22 protein-coding genes are annotated in these 20833 nt (G+C 38.2%); 2 read left to right on the plus strand and 20 right to left on the minus strand.

Features of this window, described 5'->3' with window-relative positions; genetic code table 11:
• Positions 1-7 precede the first annotated feature (7 nt).
• The 15 genes from JEM45_RS03715 to JEM45_RS03785 form a co-directional block, all read right to left on the minus strand.
• On the minus strand, positions 8-346 hold the full coding sequence (locus JEM45_RS03715; protein WP_198687959.1) for a putative DNA-binding protein: 339 nt from the start codon (positions 344-346) through the stop codon (positions 8-10).
• The gene (ftsY, locus tag JEM45_RS03720) at positions 336-1442 is read right to left on the minus strand and encodes a signal recognition particle-docking protein FtsY (RefSeq protein WP_026867579.1); all 1107 of its coding nucleotides are present in this window, start codon (positions 1440-1442) and stop codon (positions 336-338) included. Before ftsY ends, JEM45_RS03715 begins: the two co-directional genes overlap by 11 nt.
• Positions 1442-4999: a chromosome segregation protein SMC gene (gene smc / locus JEM45_RS03725; RefSeq protein ID WP_198687834.1), complete on the minus strand. Its 3558-nt coding sequence runs from the start codon at positions 4997-4999 to the stop codon at positions 1442-1444. The genes ftsY and smc overlap by 1 nt, the downstream gene beginning before the upstream one ends.
• 4 nt (positions 5000-5003) lie before the next feature.
• Positions 5004-5765 (minus strand): ribonuclease III, encoded by a 762-nt coding sequence (gene rnc, locus JEM45_RS03730; RefSeq protein ID WP_051220573.1) that lies wholly within the window; start codon positions 5763-5765, stop codon positions 5004-5006.
• A gap of 82 nt (positions 5766-5847) precedes the next feature.
• Complete coding sequence (locus JEM45_RS03735; protein ID WP_026867576.1) at positions 5848-6087, minus strand: acyl carrier protein; 240 nt, start codon at positions 6085-6087, stop codon at positions 5848-5850.
• 36 nt (positions 6088-6123) lie between these two features.
• Positions 6124-6861, minus strand: coding sequence for a 3-oxoacyl-[acyl-carrier-protein] reductase (gene fabG / locus JEM45_RS03740; RefSeq protein ID WP_198687835.1), 738 nt, complete (start codon positions 6859-6861; stop codon positions 6124-6126).
• Entirely contained in the window at positions 6854-7762 is a 909-nt protein-coding gene (fabD, locus tag JEM45_RS03745; protein ID WP_026867574.1) for an ACP S-malonyltransferase, read from the minus strand. The genes fabG and fabD overlap by 8 nt, the downstream gene beginning before the upstream one ends.
• Positions 7755-8738 (minus strand): phosphate acyltransferase PlsX, encoded by a 984-nt coding sequence (gene plsX, locus JEM45_RS03750; protein ID WP_166626499.1) that lies wholly within the window; start codon positions 8736-8738, stop codon positions 7755-7757. The genes fabD and plsX overlap by 8 nt, the downstream gene beginning before the upstream one ends.
• 3 nt (positions 8739-8741) lie before the next feature.
• Positions 8742-9311, minus strand: coding sequence for a transcription factor FapR (fapR, locus tag JEM45_RS03755; RefSeq protein ID WP_026867572.1), 570 nt, complete (start codon positions 9309-9311; stop codon positions 8742-8744).
• A gap of 218 nt (positions 9312-9529) precedes the next feature.
• Entirely contained in the window at positions 9530-10153 is a 624-nt protein-coding gene (locus JEM45_RS03760; RefSeq protein WP_198687836.1) for a class D sortase, read from the minus strand.
• Positions 10154-10165: 12 nt separating this feature from the next.
• Entirely contained in the window at positions 10166-12133 is a 1968-nt protein-coding gene (gene recG, locus JEM45_RS03765; RefSeq protein ID WP_198687837.1) for an ATP-dependent DNA helicase RecG, read from the minus strand.
• Positions 12133-13008 (minus strand): L-serine ammonia-lyase, iron-sulfur-dependent, subunit alpha, encoded by an 876-nt coding sequence (gene sdaAA / locus JEM45_RS03770; protein WP_198687838.1) that lies wholly within the window; start codon positions 13006-13008, stop codon positions 12133-12135. Before sdaAA ends, recG begins: the two co-directional genes overlap by 1 nt.
• Before the next feature lie 3 nt (positions 13009-13011).
• Positions 13012-13677 carry an L-serine ammonia-lyase, iron-sulfur-dependent subunit beta gene (gene sdaAB / locus JEM45_RS03775; protein ID WP_198687839.1) on the minus strand — a complete coding sequence of 222 codons (666 nt, stop codon included), beginning with the start codon at positions 13675-13677 and terminating at the stop codon, positions 13012-13014.
• A 56-nt stretch (positions 13678-13733) separates the two neighbouring features.
• Positions 13734-15386: a DAK2 domain-containing protein gene (locus JEM45_RS03780; protein WP_198687960.1), complete on the minus strand. Its 1653-nt coding sequence runs from the start codon at positions 15384-15386 to the stop codon at positions 13734-13736.
• Between the two features lie 18 nt (positions 15387-15404).
• Entirely contained in the window at positions 15405-15773 is a 369-nt protein-coding gene (locus JEM45_RS03785; RefSeq protein WP_026867567.1) for an Asp23/Gls24 family envelope stress response protein, read from the minus strand.
• A 190-nt stretch (positions 15774-15963) separates the two neighbouring features.
• On the opposite strand from JEM45_RS03785, the gene rpmB reads away from it, so the two are divergent.
• Positions 15964-16152 carry a 50S ribosomal protein L28 gene (rpmB, locus tag JEM45_RS03790; protein ID WP_026867566.1) on the plus strand — a complete coding sequence of 63 codons (189 nt, stop codon included), beginning with the start codon at positions 15964-15966 and terminating at the stop codon, positions 16150-16152.
• A 42-nt stretch (positions 16153-16194) separates the two neighbouring features.
• Here the strand turns inward: rpmB and JEM45_RS03795 are convergent, their stop codons facing one another.
• Genes JEM45_RS03795 through rsgA form a run of 4 tightly spaced genes read right to left on the minus strand, consistent with a single transcriptional unit; the run spans position 16195 to position 19030 of the window.
• Positions 16195-16896 (minus strand): DUF554 domain-containing protein, encoded by a 702-nt coding sequence (locus JEM45_RS03795; RefSeq protein ID WP_198687840.1) that lies wholly within the window; start codon positions 16894-16896, stop codon positions 16195-16197.
• 10 nt (positions 16897-16906) lie between these two features.
• A complete protein-coding gene (locus JEM45_RS03800; protein WP_198687841.1) occupies positions 16907-17518 on the minus strand; it encodes a thiamine diphosphokinase in 612 nt (203 codons plus the stop codon).
• A gap of 4 nt (positions 17519-17522) precedes the next feature.
• Entirely contained in the window at positions 17523-18167 is a 645-nt protein-coding gene (gene rpe / locus JEM45_RS03805; protein WP_198687842.1) for a ribulose-phosphate 3-epimerase, read from the minus strand.
• Between the two features lie 2 nt (positions 18168-18169).
• Complete coding sequence (rsgA, locus tag JEM45_RS03810; RefSeq protein ID WP_026867562.1) at positions 18170-19030, minus strand: ribosome small subunit-dependent GTPase A; 861 nt, start codon at positions 19028-19030, stop codon at positions 18170-18172.
• Positions 19031-19133: 103 nt separating this feature from the next.
• Between rsgA and JEM45_RS03815 the strand changes: the two genes are divergently transcribed.
• Positions 19134-19433: a rhodanese-like domain-containing protein gene (locus JEM45_RS03815; protein ID WP_198687843.1), complete on the plus strand. Its 300-nt coding sequence runs from the start codon at positions 19134-19136 to the stop codon at positions 19431-19433.
• A 119-nt stretch (positions 19434-19552) separates the two neighbouring features.
• Here JEM45_RS03815 and JEM45_RS03820 read toward each other — a convergent pair whose 3' ends face one another.
• The gene (locus tag JEM45_RS03820; RefSeq protein WP_198687844.1) at positions 19553-20821 is read right to left on the minus strand and encodes a cytochrome P450; all 1269 of its coding nucleotides are present in this window, start codon (positions 20819-20821) and stop codon (positions 19553-19555) included.
• Positions 20822-20833 lie beyond the last annotated feature (12 nt).

Genomic DNA, 20833 nt, shown 5'->3' on the forward strand with positions numbered 1-20833 from the left:
GGCCTCCTTAATCTAGGTTTTCTAGACGATTTAATATATCCTTTACTTCTGCACTCGTATCATCACCAAGCGCTTCTTTTAAATCCTTATAGAGTTCAAGTCGCTTATTAAAGTTCTTATACATACCGAGTGTCTCTTCATAATGTTCTAAAAGATCTCTCGACCGCTTTAAGTTATCGTAGACTGCTTGACGTGTAACATCCATTGCTTCTGCAATTTCCGAAAACTGAAAGTCTTCAAGATAATATAATTCTATATATTTTTGTTGTTTTTCTGTGAGTAAGGTCTGATAAAAATCATAGAGATAATTCATGCGCATCGTGCGCTCTAAATCATTAGTCATCAGCATCTTCCTCTAATTTTTCTTCGAGCGTTTCCGAGTCTTCAATCATATCAGCAAATAAACCATAAACATAGTTTTCTGCATCAAAAGGCTGAAGATCATCCAGTTTTTCACCGAGTCCTACAAACTTAACTGGTATACCGAGTTCATTCTTAATCGCTAGAACGATCCCACCTTTGGCCGTCCCGTCTAATTTGGAAAGAATAATGCCGGTAACGTCAGTGACTTCTTTAAAGGCTTTGGCCTGGCTCAGTGCATTTTGCCCAGTTGTTGCATCGAGTACTAAGAGGACTTCATGAGGTGCTTCTGGGACAACTTTTTGAATGACTTTCTTAATCTTACCGAGCTCATTCATCAAGTTTCCTTTATTCTGTAGACGGCCTGCAGTATCACATAAAAGGATGTCTGCACCGCGTTTTTTTGCAGCACTTACTGCATCGAACATGACTGCTGCGGGGTCAGAGCCTTCTGCCTGTTTAATGACATCTACACCGACTCTATCACCCCAAACTTGCAGTTGGTTGATTGCACCGGCACGGAAAGTATCACCCGCAGCGAGCATTACTTTCTTGCCTTCTTGTTGGTATTTATAGGCAAGTTTACCGATTGAAGTTGTCTTACCTACACCATTTACACCGACCATTAATACAACGGTCAACTCATCATTTTGAATGTTCATCTCTTCAGATAAGTCACCGTTACGCTCATATATTTCTACCATTTTTTCAACGATGGTCTCTCTTAAGTCAGCCGTCTCTGTGATATTTTTCAACTGTGCTTCACGGCGTAGTTCTTCAGTTAATTCAAGTACAGTATTAAAACCGACATCCGCTGAGATAAGTACTTCTTCTAATGCTTCAAAGAAGTCTTCATCGACTTTACGGTAACGTGACATCAAAGCATTGATATCTGCTTGGAACTTATCACGGCTCTTTTTAAGCCCTTGTTCAAATTTATAGCTGAGCTGTTCTTGTTCCCACTCTTCAAATTCATCTAAACTAATCAGCCCATCATCAAGCTTGTCTGTCTGTGTTTCTAAATTTTCTGGGGTTTCTTCACTTGTTTTTTTCTTACGTCTGAAACGATCAAAAATACCCATTAAACTCTTCCTTTCTTTTCATTAACTCCAGGGTCAACATAGTTTTTCAAATCGACACTGATTAACTTCGTCACACCTTTTTCTTGCATGGTTACACCAAACAAGCGGTCTGATTCTTCCATAGTGCCTTTTCTATGAGTAATAACGATAAACTGCGTATCGTGAGATAGTTTTTTCAAGTATCTTGCATATCTTATCACGTTTGCTTCATCGAGTGCCGCTTCAACTTCATCTAAAATTATAAACGGACTTACCTTAACTTTCAGCACACTAAAGAGTAAGCTGATTGCTGTCAAAGCACGTTCCCCACCGGATAATAAAGATAGGGAGGATAACTTCTTGCCAGGTGGCTCCGCAAAAATCTCTATACCAGAATCTAAGTAATTGTCGGGTTCTTGTAATCTGAGTTCAGCACGCCCACCGCCAAACATCTCACTAAAGACATCTTGGAAGTAAACATTGACTTGAATGAAAGTATCTTTAAAACGAACCGAAACTTCTTCATCCATTTCGGCAATAACATCTAATAAGGTTTGTCTTGCATCAATTAAGTCCGCTTCTTGTTCTTTTAAGAAGGTAAAGCGTTCATTAACTGTCTTAAACTCTTCGATTGAACCCAAGTTAACCGGTCCGAGTTCTTCAATACTCTTCTTGTTTAAAGTGATTTTTTGACGTTTTTCTTCAATGTTTTCAAAACTATCGAACTTACTGAGTGCTAACTCATAAGTCATCTTGTAGTTATCACTAATATAAGTCAGTTTGTTCTCTAATTTAGTATCGACACCTTCTAATTCTGCTGACTGTCCACGGAGTCTGGATTGACAGTCATCAATTTCTGCACGAAGCGCTGTTTCTTTACTTGCGATAGATTTTAGTGCGTCCTTAACAGTGACCAGTTTTTCATCATTCTCTTGTTGAGAAGATTTAATGGTCGCGACAGTTTGTGTTAACTCGGTTTTGTTCGTCTCTAATTCTTCAATATTCATAGCAGATAAGTCATCATCCACCATGCTGATTTCACTTTCAATATTCGCAACTTGATTTTCAAGATCTTCAATTGACGCTTCAATTCGGCTAATCGATGCACGTGTGTAACGCACATCACCGTCTTTACTTATTTTATCATTATTTAGCTGTTGAATCTCGTGTGATAATGTTTCTATTTCCTTATCTTTTTCATCATTAGAGCGACTCATCATGTTAATTGAAGTTTCAATATCAGCCATTTTAGACGTTAAGTTTTCAATTTGCTGATCGAGGTTTTCTTCGTTAGTACTTGCTGATAAACCATCGACTTCCTTTTGAATCTCTTTAGCATTTTCATTTTTTGACTGAAGCGCATATTCAAGTTTAGCAATTTCTCTTTCTTCTTCATCGTACACTTCTGCGAGCTGTACGCCACTGTTTTCTTGTGTTTTTAATTCTGCTGTCGCTTGTAAGATTTGCTCCCTATAGCGATTGACCTTATTTTCAAGCTCCGCTGTCTGTGATTTATAAGCATTTATTTTTTCAGTGATATCAGCGATTTCTTTTTTAGTTTCCATGATGGATCCCTTACGGTTTTTAGAACCACCACTCATTGCCCCACCAGGCATGATAATGTCGCCGTCTAAGGTAATAATTCTAACTCTTTGATTACTCGCTCGAGATATACGAGAAGCATCTTCTAAGTTTTTCACGACAATCGTCGTATTTAATAAATGTAGAATCACTTTTCTATAGGCACGGTCAATATCTGTCACTTCTGATAATATTTGATATTCCACACCTGAAGACTGTAGTGCATTTTCTATATCCACCGATAGGTGGCGCTCCTTAATGGTATCAAGTGGTAAGAAAGTTGCGAAACCGAGTTTCTTTTGTTTTAAAAATTGAATCGCAGTTCTTGCATTATACTCTACATCCATAACAATATTCTGGCTCGCTTGACCAAGTGCAGTATCTAAAGCAGTCATGTACTCTGGATTAGCACTAATCAATTCACCCACTGGACCGACAACACCAGGAATACTCTTTTTTTTTTTCAAAATTGCCCGAACACCAGGGTAATACCCCTGGTAATTCTCTTCCATATTTCTAAGCATATCCAGCTTTGATTGCTGGTTTTGGATGAAGTTTTCGGCTCGGTTATAATCACTTTTTGCCTGGTCGTAATTTTCATTTAAGGAATCAAGCTTTGATTTAGTATCCTTATATGCTTGTCTCGCTCTATTTAGATTCTGCCCTGTCGTTTCAGCTCCTGCTTTTAAATCTTTAAGTTTCGACTCAGCTTCACTCACTTCATTTAAGAGCGTTTCTAAACGTTCGGATTTATAGCGGATATTATTTTCGATTTTAGACTGCTCATCATGATTGCGTCGTTTATCATTTTCTAAGGTTGTCTTTTCTACCATGAGCTGGTAATACTGATCTTTTAACTCTTCTATATCAGTATCATTGCCTTCTCTTATGACACTGATTTCTCTTTCCTTATTTTTAATCTTTGTAGCAAGTTCAGTGCAAGCATATGCTAATTCATCTTTTTTAGTTGTTTCTTCTTGCAACTGCTCTTTTAGTGTAGTAATTTCAGCCTTATTTTTTTCAAGACGACTGTTTAAATCTTCTCTTAAGGTTTCCTTATTTGTCTCTCTTTCAGCATACAAGGCGATGCGCCCCTCAATTTGCTCAAGGGTACGTGCATCTTCTAATAATTGGTTGTTTAATGACTTTGATTTTGCCTCTAATTCATCACGTTCATTATTTAACTCTGTTTGTTCATTTAAAACTGACTCTAATTTTTCACGAGAAGTCTTTAACGTCGTTTCTTCTTTGTTTATAGCTGTCTTTAAGTCTTTGAGTTCACTAGCGAGTAATTTCGCATCATAGACTGTTACTTCAATATCGCTTTCAGTCATTTCTTCTTTTAATGCCAAGTACTCTTCAGCGACAGCACTTTCTCTTTCTAAACGTTCGACACGTGAAGAAATTTCTTCGATAATATCATGAACGCGAAGTAAGTTTTGCTTGGTCTCTTCGAGACGTTTCTCAGACTCGATTTTACGACTTTTATACTTCATGACACCTGCAGCTTCTTCGATAATCTTACGACGTTCTAATGGTTTTGCATTAAGTATTTCATCGACCTGACCCTGGCTGATAATATTATAAGCATTTTTGCCAAGTCCTGAATCCATAAAGAGTTCGGTAATATTTTTTAACTTAACCTTTTCCTTATCAATGAAGTACTCACTGTCACCATTTCTATATAATTTCCTAGATATAACGACTTCCGCTTCATCACCAAGTACTTTTTTACTGTTGTCTAATATTAAACTAACAGAAGCACTATTCATAGGGTTACGGTTTTCAGTTCCATCAAAGATGACATCTTCCATCTTGGCACCGCGCATGACACGTGCAGACTGCTCTCCAAGCACCCAGCGTATAGCATCAGTGATGTTACTTTTACCACTACCGTTAGGCCCGACAACTGCTGTGACTCCGCTATCGAATTTAATATTTACTTTATCTGCAAAAGATTTAAAACCTTGAGCTTCGATTCGCTTTAAAAATACCATTCATTTACACCTCTTGGCCAAGTGCCAGCAATGCACTTTTAGCTGCTTGTTGTTCTGATTCTTTTTTAGTTAGACCTTGACCATGGCCGAGGACTTTATTACCTAGGTTTGCAGTGGTCTCAAATTGTCTATGGTGGCTCGGTCCAGATGCACTAACCAGTGTATAAGTTACACTATCTTTATAAGCACTATGTGCATATTCTTGTAACTTTGTCTTGTAATCCACCACTGCATTATAATCACTCGTCTGTATTTCTGGAAAGACAACCTGGCTTAAAAATTGAAAGACACCCTTGGTCCCCTGATCTAAGTATAAGGCGCCTAAGAAGGCTTCAAAGGCATCACTAACAATAGACGGTCTATGTCTACCCCCTGTTTTCTCCTCACCTCTACCCAGTAAGATGAGTTGTTCCATGTTAATTTTTGAGGCAAATACTACAAGTGAAGGTTCACATACGATATTGGCACGAAGTTTTGTTAATCTGCCCTCAGGTAAAGCTTCGTATTTATTAAAAATATGATCTGAAACCATCAATTCTAGTACCGCATCTCCTAGAAATTCTAAACGCTCATTATTATAGCGTTTATCTAAGCCTAAATCATTGATATATGAACTATGCATAAAGGCTTGTTGGTAGAGCATTAAATTTTCTACTGTTATATTCAACTGACTTGTAAATGCTTTAAATAGTTGGTTAAAGTCTCTTAGCTTTTCCCTAGCACTGTCTTCAGTTTTCACCTTGTTTAAGACAACGTTAAAGTCCATTTAATCACCTCTTATATTTTACTTTCTTAGTTTTTAATTACAAAGAAAAATCCACTCTCCGGAGTGGATTTTTCGAAGCTTATTATTGCTCTTTTTCGATTTTATCAATGAAATCTAATGCGTCGCCTACTGTGTTAATCTTTTCAGCTTCCTCATCAGGAATTTCCATATCAAACTCGTCTTCAAGTTCCATTACTAATTCAGCAATGTCAAGTGAGTCAGCACCTAGATCATCTTTAAAAGAAGCTTCTCTAGTTACTTTTTCTTCATCGATTCCAAGTTTGTCAACGATGATATCTTTAATTTTGTCAATGTTAGCCATTATTCAATTCACCTCCCTTAAATAATATCATAAGCTCTACCCCATGTACATACCGCCGTTGACGTGTAATACTTGGCCTGTAATGTACGATGCACGGTCACTTGCTAAGAAACTCACTGCATCTGCGATATCTTTCGTGTCACCGAAATGTTTTAAAGGAATTTGTTGTAACATACCATCTTTGATGTCATCACTTAAAACATCTGTCATATCACTTTTAATAAATCCAGGTGCCACAGCATTCACTGTAATGTTTTTAGCTGCAAGTTCTCTCGCAGTTGACTTCGTCATGCCATCGATCGCTGCCTTCGTTGCAACATAGTTTGTTTGCCCTGCATTCCCAAGTGATCCAACGATACTTGAAATATTAATAATACGCCCTGATTTTTGGCGGATCATCGGTCTTGATACACTCTTAATGACATTGAATGCACCTTTTAAGTTAACATCCACAACTGCGTCAAACTCTTCCTCTTTCATGCGCATCAATAGATTATCTTTCGTAATACCTGCGTTGTTTACAACAACATCGATAGAACTATAAGTATCCGTGATATATTTAACCATTTCTTTCACTTCATCAGCATTTTGGACTTGGCACTGATAGGCTGTCGCTTTCCCACCCTTGTCTTCAATCTCTTTAACAACTTCTTCTGCTTTGTCTTTTGAACCAGAGTAATTGACGACTACAGTGTGCCCTTCTTCAGCTAATGTCAATGCAATCGCACGACCAATTCCTCGAGATGCGCCTGTGACTAATGCAACTTTACTCATTTAAAAACACCTCCACATGTTCGATCGTATCAATATTTGATGTTGAGATTTCCTTAGTGATCTTACGTACTAAGCCAGACTGAACTTTCTTCGGTCCAACCTCTACAGATTCTGTTACACCATGTGCCGCTGCAGTTTCCACACATTCTACAAAACGGACTGGATGCGTGATTTGTTCAACAAAATTTGCCTTAATTGTTTCACTATCCGTTTCAGCTTTAGCAGACACATTTTGAATGACAGGTGTTTTTGCATCGTTGAAAGTAATATCTTTAACAAAAGCCTTGAACTGATCTTTCGCAGGTGCCATTAAGTGCGAGTGAAAAGCGCCTGATACCTTTAATGGTATGATGCGTCTCGCACCAGCATCCTTCGCGAGTGCTCTAAAACATTCCACAGCAGCCTTGTCACCTGAAACGACAACTTGGTCTGGCGCATTAATATTTGCAGGTGCAACGCTTTCCTCATCCGTTGAGGCTGCCTCACAAGTTTCTTTAAGCGCATCATAGTCCATACCAATGATGGCAGCCATTGCGCCATCTTCAGTTTGACTCATTAGTTCCCCACGTTTTTCTACAAGACGAACACCATCTGCCAATGAAACAACACCAGCATGTACCAATGCTGGAAGCTCACCTAGTGAGTGCCCAAGTAAGTAATCGCCTGTTATACCTGTTGCTTCAACGACTGCTAGACTATGAGCAAAAAGAGCTGGCTGTGTATACTTAGTGTCGTTCAATCTGTCATCATCTTCACTAAACATAATTTCTTTTAAGTCGTAGTTTGATAAGTCGAAAATTTTATCGAGAATGGCTTTTGCCTTGTCGTTATTTTCGTATAGATCCTTAGCCATACCGCCGTACTGTGCGCCTTGGCCAGGAAAGATTAGTAATCTACTCATTTGATTCACCTATCAATTCTTGAATTTTTTCAATCGTACCAGAATCCGCCATAATTTTTGCTTGTTTTATAGCATTAACGATCGCTGTCGAGTCAGAAGAGCCATGTGCCTTAAGCACGTTTCCACGTAAGCCCATTAATGGCGCACCACCAAACTGTCGGTAGTCCAACATATCTTTAAGGTCGCCTAAATCGTTTTTCAAGACTAGGGCTGCACCTTTATTTAACGTGCTTTTATACATAATTTTCTTTAGCTCACTCATGAGCGCACTGGCAGTACCCTCAATGGTTTTTAAGACGATATTACCTGTAAAACCATCTGTTACTGCAATATCAACTTTTCCAGATAAAATATCTCTCGTCTCAAAAAAACCTGCAAAGTTTAAGCCGCTATTTTTGAGCAGCTGATAGGTTTCTTTAGTTAGCTCAGTACCTTTAATTTCTTCTGAACCGTTGTTAATGAGCCCGATTGAAGGATTCTCTCTGCCCTCTATATTTTCCATATAGACACTTGCCATCTGTGCAAATTGCAGTAAATGGTTCGGCTTATTCTCAGAATTCGCACCCATATCAAGTAACATCATACCTTCACCTGAAGTGGTCGGAATCATCGAAGTAATCGCCGGACGTTCGATACCCTTTATGCGCTTGACTCCAAAGAGTCCTGCACTCATCAAGGCACCTGTATTTCCTGCAGATACAATCGCATCCGCCTCACCATCACTGACCGCTTTAATTGCACGAACCAGTGAACTATCTTTTTTCTTTCTGACCGCTTTGACTGGATCATCATCTGATTCAATCACTTCTGTTACTTCAATAAACGTCACTTTTGGATGGGACTGTGTGTAGCTACCTTTTGTTCCAAATGCTAGGATTTCTACATCTGGGTATGTCTCTACCGCTTCGAGTACACCTTCTTCTATCGCTCTAGGGGCATTGTCTCCACCCATTAAATCAATCGCAATTTTAGCCATGTTCTACTCAGCTCCATCTTCATCTTTATAATACATTTCAAATTTTCCAGTAAAAATCACTTTACCATTCACTTTTGATTCCACTTCAATTTGTGCCCTATTCTTATCCATCGAGATCACCTTTGCTTTGGCGATAACCTTATCATTTAACATAACAGGTCGTTTAAAATCTACTTCTGCTTTTGAAGTTAATGCTAGTGGCTCATCGATTAAAGCGACACAAAGAGAATTTGCTTGTGCAAACAAAAAATGCCCTCGGGCAATTTCGTTTTTTTCAAAGACATGCCCGCTTTCAATGATAAACAGAGAAATTGCATTGTCATTGAGTTCGATATCGATTATTTCCCCGACTACATCTTGAACAGATAACGCACGAATCTTATCTGCCCCTTCACGAGCAACGTGTTGAACTCTCGTTCTTAATTCAGGTATATTCAATTCGAGACGGTCCAAACGAATCGTTTGGATAGACACGTCAAAAATCTTTGCTAACTGGTCATCAGTTAAAAATGGATCTTCTTCTAGATGTGCTTCTAGATTTGATTGTCGTTCCACTTTCTTTAATTTCCCCATGTCGATTCCTCTAATCTTCTATACTTTAGTAGTTGGTATTAATATCTAAACATAACACTAAACTTAGTATATTAAACCCTTACCATTTTTTCAATTAGTTTCAATGATAAAAAAGTGCATTTATTACGGGTGACGACGGCACGTAAATCAAAATACTCGCCTTCGTTATAAGGTCGACGGCACATAAAAACACTTCCTCCATGGGAGGAAGTGCGCTATTATTGAACTATTTCAGCTTTAACGATTAACCGCTTCTCAAAGAGTAACGTGTCTGGATTGTAATCCTCACATGTAATCAATGTCAGTTCTTGTGGCTCGCCCTCTTTTTGGTCGAGGACATTGACTTCTGTAGGTTCAACTTCAAACATTTCAGTAATCTTATACACTTTCGTATCATCATGGGTAATGATTTTGACTTCATCCCCAACTTCTGCACGGTCGATGTAGTTAAATCTGATGCCTGCACCTTCAACTCTATGACCAGCAATCGGGATATTCTGCATCTCTAGATTATCCGTTTCTTCAAGTAAACTGACACCATTACGAAGTTTCTCTTCAGTCAGCGCGCCTTTATATAATGGTTCAAAGATTTCAGCACTTTCAATTTCCAGCACACCAGCCATATTATCTGAAATATTAAGTGATGTATCTTCAGTTGCTTCAACACCAGAAACAAAGGACTCTAAAGGATTTATCTTTACATCATCATCACCGTCTTGGTAGGCAGTAATGACTTTATCATTGACTTGATCTGTAAAGTATTCTCTAATATCCTGCCAGAAAAATAAGACTAGTGCGGCAACAATCATCAACACCCCGAGTGTTCTCAATAAAATTCTCATGGTTTCCTCCGATTAAAACTGATCTTGAAGATAGGCTTTTGCTGCTTCCTCTCTCGCTACTTCTAGTATACGATAATCTTCTGTAATGTCAGCAACTTTAAATTGTGGTAAACCACTTTGTCTGACACCAAAGTAATCACCTGGTCCACGCATTTCTAAATCGCGTTCACTCAAAATAAAGCCATCTGTCGTAGAGGTCATGATTTCCATTCGTAATTTGGCATTATCTGTCGCCGCATCACTGACTAAAATACATGCACTTTGTTTATTATTCCGACCGACTCTTCCTCTAAGCTGATGTAAAGTAGATAACCCGAATCGTTCTGCATTAAAGATCACTATGGATGTCGCATTAGGCACATTAATACCTACTTCAATCACTGTTGTCGATACTAAAAGTTTTTTATTCAGAGATTCAAAAGCCTTCATTGCATCATTTTTCTCTTCAGGCTTCATTCGCCCGTGTACAAGTACGACGTCTTCATGTCCAAAGTAATCTTCAAAAATACTATAAATCTCGTAGACATTTTTTAAGTCTAAGGTTTCCGACTCTTCAATTAACGGTGCGACAATATAGGCACTATGGCCTTTATCTATTTCATTTTTTACTGAGCTTAACACTTGATCTAACTCATTAAAGCGTCGCCATTCTGTTGTAATTGGCAAACGTCCTGCTGGCATTTCTCTTATTAGAGAGATATCCATATCACCATAAGCAGTAATCGATAAAGTTCTTGGAATCGGAGTCGCTGTCATGTACAACACATTTTTTCTATAAGCCTTATCGTTTAAGCGTTGCCTTTGTCTTACACCAAAGCGGTGTTGCTCATCTATAATTGTAAAACTTAAACGGTCAAAAACCACGTCGTCTTCAAAGATCGCATGCGTTCCTACTAAGAGATCAATTTCACCACTACTCAGTCGATCCAAAATTTCTCTTTTTTCTCTAGGTTTGGTCGTCCCTGTGAGTTTTTCAATAACTAGCTTATCACCAAAAGTATCTTTAAAACTCTGATAATGCTGGTTAGCAAGCACTTCTGTTGGGACCATTACTGCACTTTGTTCACCGATGGTCTTCACGGCGTAAACAGCAATTCCAGCAACAATCGTCTTCCCACTACCCACATCACCTTGTAGTAGCCTGTGCATGGAAATATTCTGCTTAAAATCACGGCAAATATCATTGACGCTACGCTTTTGATCTCCTGTTAATTCAAAGGGTAAGGTTTCTATAAACTGCTTTAATTCATCTATATTATAATCGACTATAAAACGCTCGCTTCTCACGCGTTCTTTTTGTCGTTTATCCATTATCTTAAGTTGGAAATTATACAACTCAAAGAATTTAATTGTACGTCTCGCTTGATCTGTCATAACCTGACTCGTTGGAAAATGAAGTTCGAACAAGGCGTCACGTACAGCCATCAACTTATATTTTGCTTTTAAGTGTTGTGGTAAATCTAAGTTAAAAATAGCAGTGTCAAAGGCACTTCTCACTATTTTTTGAAAGGTTTTCGACTGTATCACGCCACCGAGTGGATATTTTACCGACATGCCTCCACTAGCTTCAAAGATTAATTTACTACCGTTAATCTCAAGCTTATTACGGTTAAATTTCCCGAAGAGCCTAACAAATTCACCATTAATAATTTTACTTTTAAGATAGGGTTGATTAAAGAAAGTTACCTTAACATAAATACCATCTGCATCCATAAAAAAAGTAAGACGGCTCTTACCTTTTCTAAAGAAAGCTAATTGAGGTTCAGTTTTCACTGTACCTTCTACGGTAATATTTGCGCCGTCTATAGCTTCATTTATATTAACCACACTTTGATCTGTATAGGATGAAGGAAGGTGAAATAATACATCATTCACACCTTCTATTCCAATACTAAAAAGTTTTTCTTTGACCTTATCCCCGACACCTTTTAAACCCGTTATACTTTGATCTGGTGTCTGTACCTGATGAATGCGCGTCATTATTTTGCACCGAATAGTTCTGCTTTAAGACGTTCTCCTGTTGGTGTAGCCGCTAAACCACCACGACCAGTTTCACGGAGCGCTGATGGCATTGTTAACCCTATCTTGTACATCGCTTCAATGACCTCATCTGCTGGAATTCTTGATTCAATTCCTGCTAATGCCATATCTGCTGCTGTTAAAGCATTAGATGCACCTGCTGCATTACGTTTGACACATGGTACCTCTACTAAACCAGCAACTAGGTCACATACAAGCCCGAGCATATTTTTCATAGCGATGGCGAAGGCGTTCGCACTCATTTCTGGTGTACCACCTGCTAATTCTACAAGTGCGGCTGCAGCCATCGCACTGGCACTACCCACTTCTGCTTGGCAGCCGCCTGCTGCACCTGAGATACTCGCATTATTCGCAACGACAAAACCAAAGGCACCTGAAGTGAACAAGAAGCGAATCTTTTGTTCCTCAGTAATCGTCGGATCTTTTTTTACCATAGCAAATAAAACACCAGGGACAACACCTGCAGAACCAGCTGTCAGTGTCGCACAAATTTTACCCATAGCCGCATTAACTTCATTTGTTGAAATTGCATTGGCAATTGCAAGGAGATTAAGTTCACCGCTCAGTCCCTTACCTGAATCTATATATTTCTGCATCTTCACAGCGTCCATACCGGTTAATCCTGTTGTAGAATTCACACCAGCAATACCTTCTTGAACCGCATTTTCCATCGTTTCATAATTAATTTTCATCAAATTATAAACATCTAAATACGATTGACCTGTCTGTTCCATCTCTTGTTGAATCATCACTTCTGAAAGAGAAATACCTTCAGATAAGGCACGTTCTACTAATTGATTTATACTATTAAACATTTCTTATCCTCCAATCATTTCTATGACTCTGTCGACACCTTTTACAGCACGAATTTCATCTATTGCGGTTTGTGAAATTGTGTCATCAAGTTCAACAGTCATTAGGGCTACTTGGCCTTTTTCCTTACGTGAAACGCTCATCTGAGAAATATTGAGTTGTTCTTCACCCAGCTTAGTTGTCACACGTGCAATCGTACCGAACTCATCCTTGTGAAAGACAAGTAAAGCATGATAGTTACCAGATATATTAATGTTGTAACCATTTATACTAACGAGCTCTATCTTACCGCCACCGATGGAGACACCCTCGATCACAAGCTCTTCCTCACCTTTAAATAAGTGTAAGACCGCAGTATTCGGGTGTGAACGTTCTTCGTTCATTTCTATAAAATTATAAGTCATATTGTGTGATTCTGCTTCTTTTTTTGCATTGATAATACGTTCATCATCCGTGTCGTAACCAAGGAGACCACCGAGTAAAGCAACATCTGTCGCATGGCCTTGATATGTATCCCTAAAGGAACCATATAAATAAATGTCTACCTTATCTGGCTGTCCGCCGAAGAGACTTCTTGCAAGTAAGCCGATTCTCGCCGCACCTGCCGTATGTGATGATGATGGACCGACCATGACCGGGCCGATTATGTCAAAGACACTTTTAAATTTCATACAATCCCTCCGTGTTCAAAAAGCCGCATCGGGTTAACCGATGCGGCCAGTCTTCTTTATTCAACAGAAATTAAGTAGCTGTATACGGGCTGTGCACCGTTATGAACTTCAAATTCTACATCTTCATTTTCTGTTTCTATTTCTTCAATCACTGATTCAACTTCTTCTTCTGTACCTTCTTCACCGATCAGTACAGTAATGATTTCAGTATCCTCATCAATCATATTGTTAATTAGATCTTTTAGCGTCGTATGTTTTGAGTCACTAGCAGTAATGATTTTACCATTTGCGATACCCATATGCTGGTCTTTTTTAATCTCTATGCCATCTATTTTAGTATCTCTGACTGAATATGTCACTTGTCCTGTTTGGACAAATTCAAATGCTTTAGTCATCTGCGCTTTATTCTCTGATAATTCTGCTTCTGGGTTAAAGCTAAGCATTGCAGCTAAACCTTCAGGGATTGATGTTGTCGAAACCACTGCTGAAGGAATATCGAGCATGTAAGTCGCTTGTTCTGCTGCCATCACAATATTCTTATTATTAGGTAGTATCAAGACTTCTTTTACATCTTCATCTTTAATGACATTGACAATGTCCTCAGTAGAAGGATTCATTGTTTGGCCACCGTTGATGACATGAGTCACTCCGATACTCTTAAACAACTCGTTTATGCCTTCTCCACTTGATACTGTGATTATGGCAGTATCGTATGATTGTTTCTCAGCTACTTTATCATTTTTATTGCCGTGAACTGTTCTGAACTGCTCACGCATGTTTTCAACTTTAAGTTTAATTAATTCACCGTATGTTTGACCATATGTGAACGCCTCACCAGGTGTTTCAGTGTGGACGTGAACTTTTACAATTTCATCATCAGAAATGACGAGTAAAGAATCACCAAAGTCACTCATCTCTTGACGGAATTCATCTTCATCAAAGGCACGTTTACCATCTTCGAAACGCACCATGAATTCTGTACAATAACCAAACTCGATATCATCGACACTCATAAAGTCATCGAAATCATTGTCGTGGTCATGAGAATCCACTAATAACTCATTGTTTAATTGATCTTCGTCCTCTTCGATTTCTTGACCTGTTAAAGCACTTAAGAAACCTTCATAAACATAGACTAAACCTTGTCCACCAGAATCGACCACACCAACCTCTTTTAAGACTGGTAACAATTCAGGCGTACGCTTCAATGAAGCTTTTACCTCTTCTAAAGTCGCTTGCATCACTTCGATAATTGACTTATCTTGGCCTTCAAATTCAGCAGCTTTTTTAGATGCGTCCTTTGCGACAGTTAATATTGTACCTTCAACTGGTTTCATCACTGCTTTATATGCAGTTTTAACACCCTGTTTAAACGCTGCAATAAACTGATCTGTATCGACCGTATCCTTATCTTCAATCGCCTTAGAGAAGCCTCTAAATAATTGAGATAGTATGACACCTGAGTTTCCACGTGCGCCCATAAGTAAGCCTTTTGAAAAGTGCTTACCTACTGTACCAATATGCTTATCGTCTACCGGTTCGACTTCACTCGCACCTGAAGACATCGAAAGATTCATGTTCGTACCTGTATCGCCGTCTGGGACCGGAAATACGTTTAATGAATCAACATAATCTGCATTCTTTTTTAGGTTTTGTGCTCCGTTTTTAATCATTTGTCGGAACATTACGCCATCTATTTTGTTCATTATCTTGTAAATCCTCCCTGGTTACTCATCTGTTGAGATAATACGCACGCCTTGAACGTGTATATTCACAGCTTCTATATTTAAGCCCAATGTTTTTTCTAATTTATATTTTACTGAAGTTTGTACATTTGAAGCAACTTCTGATATTTTCACACCGTAACCGGCAATTATATATAACTCAATTGTCAACTTACCTTCATTATTTTCAACGATTACTCCACGTGAATAGTTTTCTTTACCTAGGAGTTCAGCAAAACCATCGCGGACTTGGTTCTTAGATGCCATTCCAACAACACCGTAAGATTCTACGACAGTACCACCAGCGATATTCGCAATTACATCCGTTGAAATTTCAATTTTACCTAAATCATTTACAATTTCTAGCGCCATTTAATTCGCCTCCAATACATCATATAATTATAAGCAAAACCACTAGTCAAATACAAGTGTTATTACAGTTTTTCTAAACATTTTCTAAAAATTTCTATTGTCTTATCATCTGTCTTAGTGTACCATATTAGAGTATGCATAAAGTATAAAAGAACATGATTATGTAATTTTAAGTAGAGGAGTGGGACACATGGTCAAAGAATGTTATGTAACTGGACGCAGATCTAGAAGTGGTAACAACCGTTCTCACGCGCTAAACGCTAATAAGAGAACTTTTGGAGCTAACCTACAAAAAGTAAGAATTTTAGTTGACGGTAAGCCTAAAAAAGTTTGGGTTTCAGCTCGTGCACTAAAATCTGGTAAAGTAGAACGCGTTTAATATTAAAAAAGCCGTCAAATCAATTGATCTGACGGCTTTTTTTTAGAAGAATGAAATCATCCAAACTAAAATCATGCCAATAAAGATTGCTGGAATCATATTCCCTACTCGCATTGCGGTCACATTTAACATATTTAAACCGATAGCAAGTAGAATTACCCCTCCAGTTGCACTCACTTGATCTATCATCAAATTGAGTGTCCCTTCAGGTATAAAAGCAGCAATTAGACGTGCACTAATAATGATCAGTGCTGTATAAATAAATGTAGGAATACCTGAAAAAATAACGCCACGACCGTAGGCCGCTGTCATAACTAAGGCAATGAAGAAGTCCATCGCTGATTTTGTATACAGGACATCATTGTTCCCGCGTAGACCTGCATCCAAACCACCGACAATGCCCATCGCACCGACTATAAAGATTAACATCCCTGAAATTAAACCTTGAGAGATATTACCCCCATGCTTGTCACCAAGTTTATACTCTAGTAGGTGACCCATGCGGTTTAATTGTTTTTCCAATTGAATCACTTCACCAACAACTACACCAATAATGAGTGATATAAGCGTTGTCAAAATGTCGGTCGCACCGACAACCATTTGTATACCCATGGCAATAATAAAAACACCCTGTATTTTCATTATTGCATCTTTAATGTGCTCAGGTATAAAGGTTAATACCATACCGAGTAACCCACCAACGATAATCGCTAATGCGTTGACAATTGCACCTGCAAATATCATTCATCCACCTCTAATCTGAAGAATTTATCATTAATAAATCATGACTCGTTTCAACAAAGGCTTCATCGTTTTGAAACTCATTTGAGACGGTCAATGTTTCACCAATACTAATATATTTATCCGTTAAGTTATATTTAAAACCTGACAAGGTTAAACAAGTCTCATCGTAAAACGGAACAAATGAGACATATGTCAACGACGTCTTTGACAGATTGTGCCTACCTGATGGTAACAGACTTATGATGTTTTTGTCATCGATAAGTCTAATATTTAATTCTCTAAGTTGATGGTTTTTTAACAGTTGAATGTTAATTAACTCATGATCGATTCGTCCACCGAGTGCACCGTAAACATCAATACTCGTATAACCCGCTTCAGCAAGTGCCTTTAAAGCAATTTCAGAATCTGTAAAATCTTTTTCCGCTGGTGAAATTTCAAAGTCTAGCTTTTCTTGTAACTTTTCAAGTTCAAGCTCTGAAACACTATCAAAGTCACCATAGAGATGCATGATGTCAAAATTATTATTATGTAGACCCAAAACACCAGCATCGACTCCAGCCCATGGGCCTTCTAATAAGGGTTTAACCTTTATATCCCGTAAGAGCACATTGATGTGAGGCATATGATCATTCCTTTAGGTTCCTAATCGTTTGTTGTTTGTCTTCTGCTTTAAATAAATATGACCCACTCACTAGTAGGTTTGCACCGTGCGCTTTACAAAGTGAGCCAGTCTTATCATTAATACCGCCGTCTACTTCAATATCAAAGTCTAAGTTAGAATTATGCTTTATGGTTGTAAGTTCGTCCAACTTATCTAAGCACATGTCAATAAAGGCCTGTCCTCCAAAGCCTGGATTCACTGTCATGATTAAAACGAAATCAAGATCCTTTAGTAAATGTTTTACAGCTTCAACTGGTGTTTGTGGATTTAGTGCAATCCCTGCCTTCATTCCTGAAGACTTAATCAACTGAATTGCTCTATGCGCATGTGGTGTCGCCTCTATATGAAACGACAACATGTCTACACCCATGTTTTTAAATTCTTCTACAAACTGAGTGGGATCATAGGTCATCAAATGGACATCCAATGGTATACTCGCATGCTGTGCGATTGCTTGGCACACAGGAATACCATAAGAAATATTAGGAACAAACTGACCATCCATTATATCTAAATGAAAAATATCAGCGCCTGCATCTTCCATTTCTTTTATCTCTGTAGCTAACTTTGAAAAATCACTTGCTAAAAGTGACGGTAATACCTTTGCCATATTTAGTACCTCTCTTTTCTATTGTCAATTTCATTATAAATTTTGACATAACTGTCGTAGCGACTCTGTTTAAGTTCACCATCTTCAACCGCTTGTTTGACACCACATTTAGGTTCATTAATGTGGAGACATTCTCGGAATTTACAGCTATATTGATTAAAATCTATAAAGCAAAATTTGATATTATATTTGTCGATATTCATAAATTCAATCGTTGAGAATCCCGGTGTATCCGCAATATATCCACCATCATGATCAATTAGTTCTACATGACGGGTCGTATGCTTACCACGGTTTAAAGCATTGGAAATCTCATCTGTCTTGAGTTCAAGTTCAGGGAGTAGTGTGTTAAGTAAGGTTGATTTTCCCGCACCAGATTGCCCAGCGAGCACACTTGTTTTCCCTGAGAAAAGGTCCTGTAAATCATCTCTGATATGTGTTTTATCCGTAAAGTGAACTTCATAAATATGACCATAAGTTTCTTCAATTTCATGAATCAATTCCTTGTCATCGTTAAGGTCGTTCTTTGTCACAATGATGACAGGATCAATGTCATTCGCTTCACTATAGGCAATGAAACGATCGAGTAAATAGTAGCTAAAATCCGGAGACTTCAAGCTTGCCGTCACCAAGAGCTGATCGATGTTTGCAACCGGTGGACGAACTAAAGCATTTCTACGAGGCAAAATTTCGGTAATATAGCCTTCATCTTCATTTTCGATTTGAAATTTAACTTCATCGCCCACTAAGGGACTTTCATCATTCTTTCTAAAGAGACCACGTGCTCTAGTCGAATATATCTTGTCATCTGATAATACATAATAAAAACCACTTAAAGCTTTTACAATTTTCCCTTTTTGCATACAACACCTCAGTTTATTATAAGTACTAGTCTATTATATCAATTTATTATGTATGATAAAATGATTGGTACATGTAAATGGATAATGATTATGGAGGTTTAAAATGGATATTAATATTAATGAAATTAATACAGTACTCGGTAAAGATGGGAAAGTTGTCATTGATGTCAGAGAAACTGAAGAATTAAAAGAAACAGGATTTATTCCTGGAGCAGTACACTACCCATTAAGTACCTTTAATCTAGATGAACTCACGTTGGATAAGAGTAAAGAATATTACTTAGTATGTAAATCAGGTGGCCGATCAAAACGTGTTCAGGACCACATGCTTCTACATGGTTACAATGCTAACAATATAGAAGGCGGTATGAGTGAATACCATGGTGTGAGAAGTTATTTTTAGATACAGAAGGGGTGATGAGCAATCTTCATTATCATCCGAAGCACACAACCAATCAAAAACTATATAATCATAAAAAAGTGGCAAGCTCCCAAAGGGGCTTGCCACTTTTACTATAATTATTATGTTCTGTCTACAACTTCGCGAACATTTTTGATTACAAAGCCACTCTTAACGTATCCTGGGATACTGTTTAAGTCCACTTCTAAATCTTGTTCTGGAACATCATAAGTTATTTTTTCTGCAAAGTATTTCATTGTTTCTTCCATGATGATTACTGTGATCCATTCACCTGCACAACGGTGATTTGTCCAGTAATCTCCACCACCTTGTGGAATAAGGTCAAATGGTGATCCGTCCCAAGTTTCGAATCTTTCTGGGCGGAATTCATTTGGATCGTCCCAAAGTGATTCATCATGCGTTGTACCATAAACATCTAATGCAAGACCTACACCTGCAGGAATTGTAACGCCTTGGAAGTCGATGTCTACTTTCGCTTTACCTGGAAGGAATGGAACGAATGGATAGTAACGACGAACTTCTTGAGCGAATTTATATGCATAGTCAGGTTCTGATTTAATTTTTTCACGTGTGATTGGGTTTTCGTTCATCGCGTGTAAACCGAATGAAACGAATCTGTTGATTGCGATTAATGGGCGGAATGTGTTCATTAAGTCAATCGCACAAGTTCTTGAGTCCATTGGGTTACCTAAGTAGTCTTCCCAATGTGCAAATTCGTAAAGTGCTGTACCTTCTGGTGGATGAATATTCCCTTTACGAGTCTCAATAATTTGTTCTTCTAACCAATCTTCAACACGACGACGTGCTTCTTTTGATGCCTTGTAACCTTTAAAGGCACCACCAAGTGCTCTAAATGAATCGATCATGATGTCCATGTCTGTTGCGATTCTTTCGATATCTTCAGGTGGTGCTTGAACGCCTGCCCAACGTGTTCCTACTTTTGTAAGTAGTACGATAGATTCACGGTAAATATTTACCTCATCCATACTTTCCATACGTTGTGTGTTCGCATGCCATAATGTACGCGTTAATTCTCGTACATAATTCAAGTTACCTTCAGTCATCAAGCTCATGAACAATGCTTTTCTGTCTACGTGTTTTTTACCATCTACCGTATGGATTGCACCTTTACCAAAAAGCGTATTAACGATACGTTTTGGTAACATGCCTTCACGTTGAACAACATCATTGTTGTAGAACATTTCAGCGCCTTCCTTACCAGTCACAACTACGAATGGTTTACCACCGAGTGCTTTAGTTTGGAAAACTGATGTGTTTAGACGATTTCTCTGATTTGTTGTGTAAAGATAACCTTGCTTTAATACTTTCAAAGTATTATCTAAGCCCTTATCCCTCTTAAGTGTTGCCATAATTTCATTCCT

It is taken from the genome of Jeotgalicoccus sp. ATCC 8456, from assembly GCF_016313225.1.
Lineage (GTDB): Bacteria > Bacillota > Bacilli > Staphylococcales > Salinicoccaceae > Jeotgalicoccus > Jeotgalicoccus marinus.

Coding starts and splice junctions, on each gene's coding strand:
- ftsY (WP_026867579.1), bottom strand. CDS start 1,442: ATGGGTATTTTTGATCGTTTCAGACGTAAGAAAAAAACAAGTGAAGAA.
- smc (WP_198687834.1), bottom strand. CDS start 4,999: ATGGTATTTTTAAAGCGAATCGAAGCTCAAGGTTTTAAATCTTTTGCA.
- rnc (WP_051220573.1), bottom strand. CDS start 5,765: ATGGACTTTAACGTTGTCTTAAACAAGGTGAAAACTGAAGACAGTGCT.
- JEM45_RS03735 (WP_026867576.1), bottom strand. CDS start 6,087: ATGGCTAACATTGACAAAATTAAAGATATCATCGTTGACAAACTTGGA.
- fabG (WP_198687835.1), bottom strand. CDS start 6,861: ATGAGTAAAGTTGCATTAGTCACAGGCGCATCTCGAGGAATTGGTCGT.
- fabD (WP_026867574.1), bottom strand. CDS start 7,762: ATGAGTAGATTACTAATCTTTCCTGGCCAAGGCGCACAGTACGGCGGT.
- plsX (WP_166626499.1), bottom strand. CDS start 8,738: ATGGCTAAAATTGCGATTGATTTAATGGGTGGAGACAATGCCCCTAGA.
- fapR (WP_026867572.1), bottom strand. CDS start 9,311: ATGGGGAAATTAAAGAAAGTGGAACGACAATCAAATCTAGAAGCACAT.
- JEM45_RS03760 (WP_198687836.1), bottom strand. CDS start 10,153: ATGAGAATTTTATTGAGAACACTCGGGGTGTTGATGATTGTTGCCGCA.
- recG (WP_198687837.1), bottom strand. CDS start 12,133: ATGACGCGCATTCATCAGGTACAGACACCAGATCAAAGTATAACGGGT.
- sdaAA (WP_198687838.1), bottom strand. CDS start 13,008: ATGTTTAATAGTATAAATCAATTAGTAGAACGTGCCTTATCTGAAGGT.
- sdaAB (WP_198687839.1), bottom strand. CDS start 13,677: ATGAAATTTAAAAGTGTCTTTGACATAATCGGCCCGGTCATGGTCGGT.
- JEM45_RS03785 (WP_026867567.1), bottom strand. CDS start 15,773: ATGGCGCTAGAAATTGTAAATGATTTAGGTAAAATTGAAATTTCAACG.
- rpmB (WP_026867566.1), top strand. CDS start 15,964: ATGGTCAAAGAATGTTATGTAACTGGACGCAGATCTAGAAGTGGTAAC.
- JEM45_RS03795 (WP_198687840.1), bottom strand. CDS start 16,896: ATGATATTTGCAGGTGCAATTGTCAACGCATTAGCGATTATCGTTGGT.
- JEM45_RS03800 (WP_198687841.1), bottom strand. CDS start 17,518: ATGCCTCACATCAATGTGCTCTTACGGGATATAAAGGTTAAACCCTTA.
- rpe (WP_198687842.1), bottom strand. CDS start 18,167: ATGGCAAAGGTATTACCGTCACTTTTAGCAAGTGATTTTTCAAAGTTA.
- rsgA (WP_026867562.1), bottom strand. CDS start 19,030: ATGCAAAAAGGGAAAATTGTAAAAGCTTTAAGTGGTTTTTATTATGTA.
- JEM45_RS03815 (WP_198687843.1), top strand. CDS start 19,134: ATGGATATTAATATTAATGAAATTAATACAGTACTCGGTAAAGATGGG.
- JEM45_RS03820 (WP_198687844.1), bottom strand. CDS start 20,821: ATGGCAACACTTAAGAGGGATAAGGGCTTAGATAATACTTTGAAAGTA.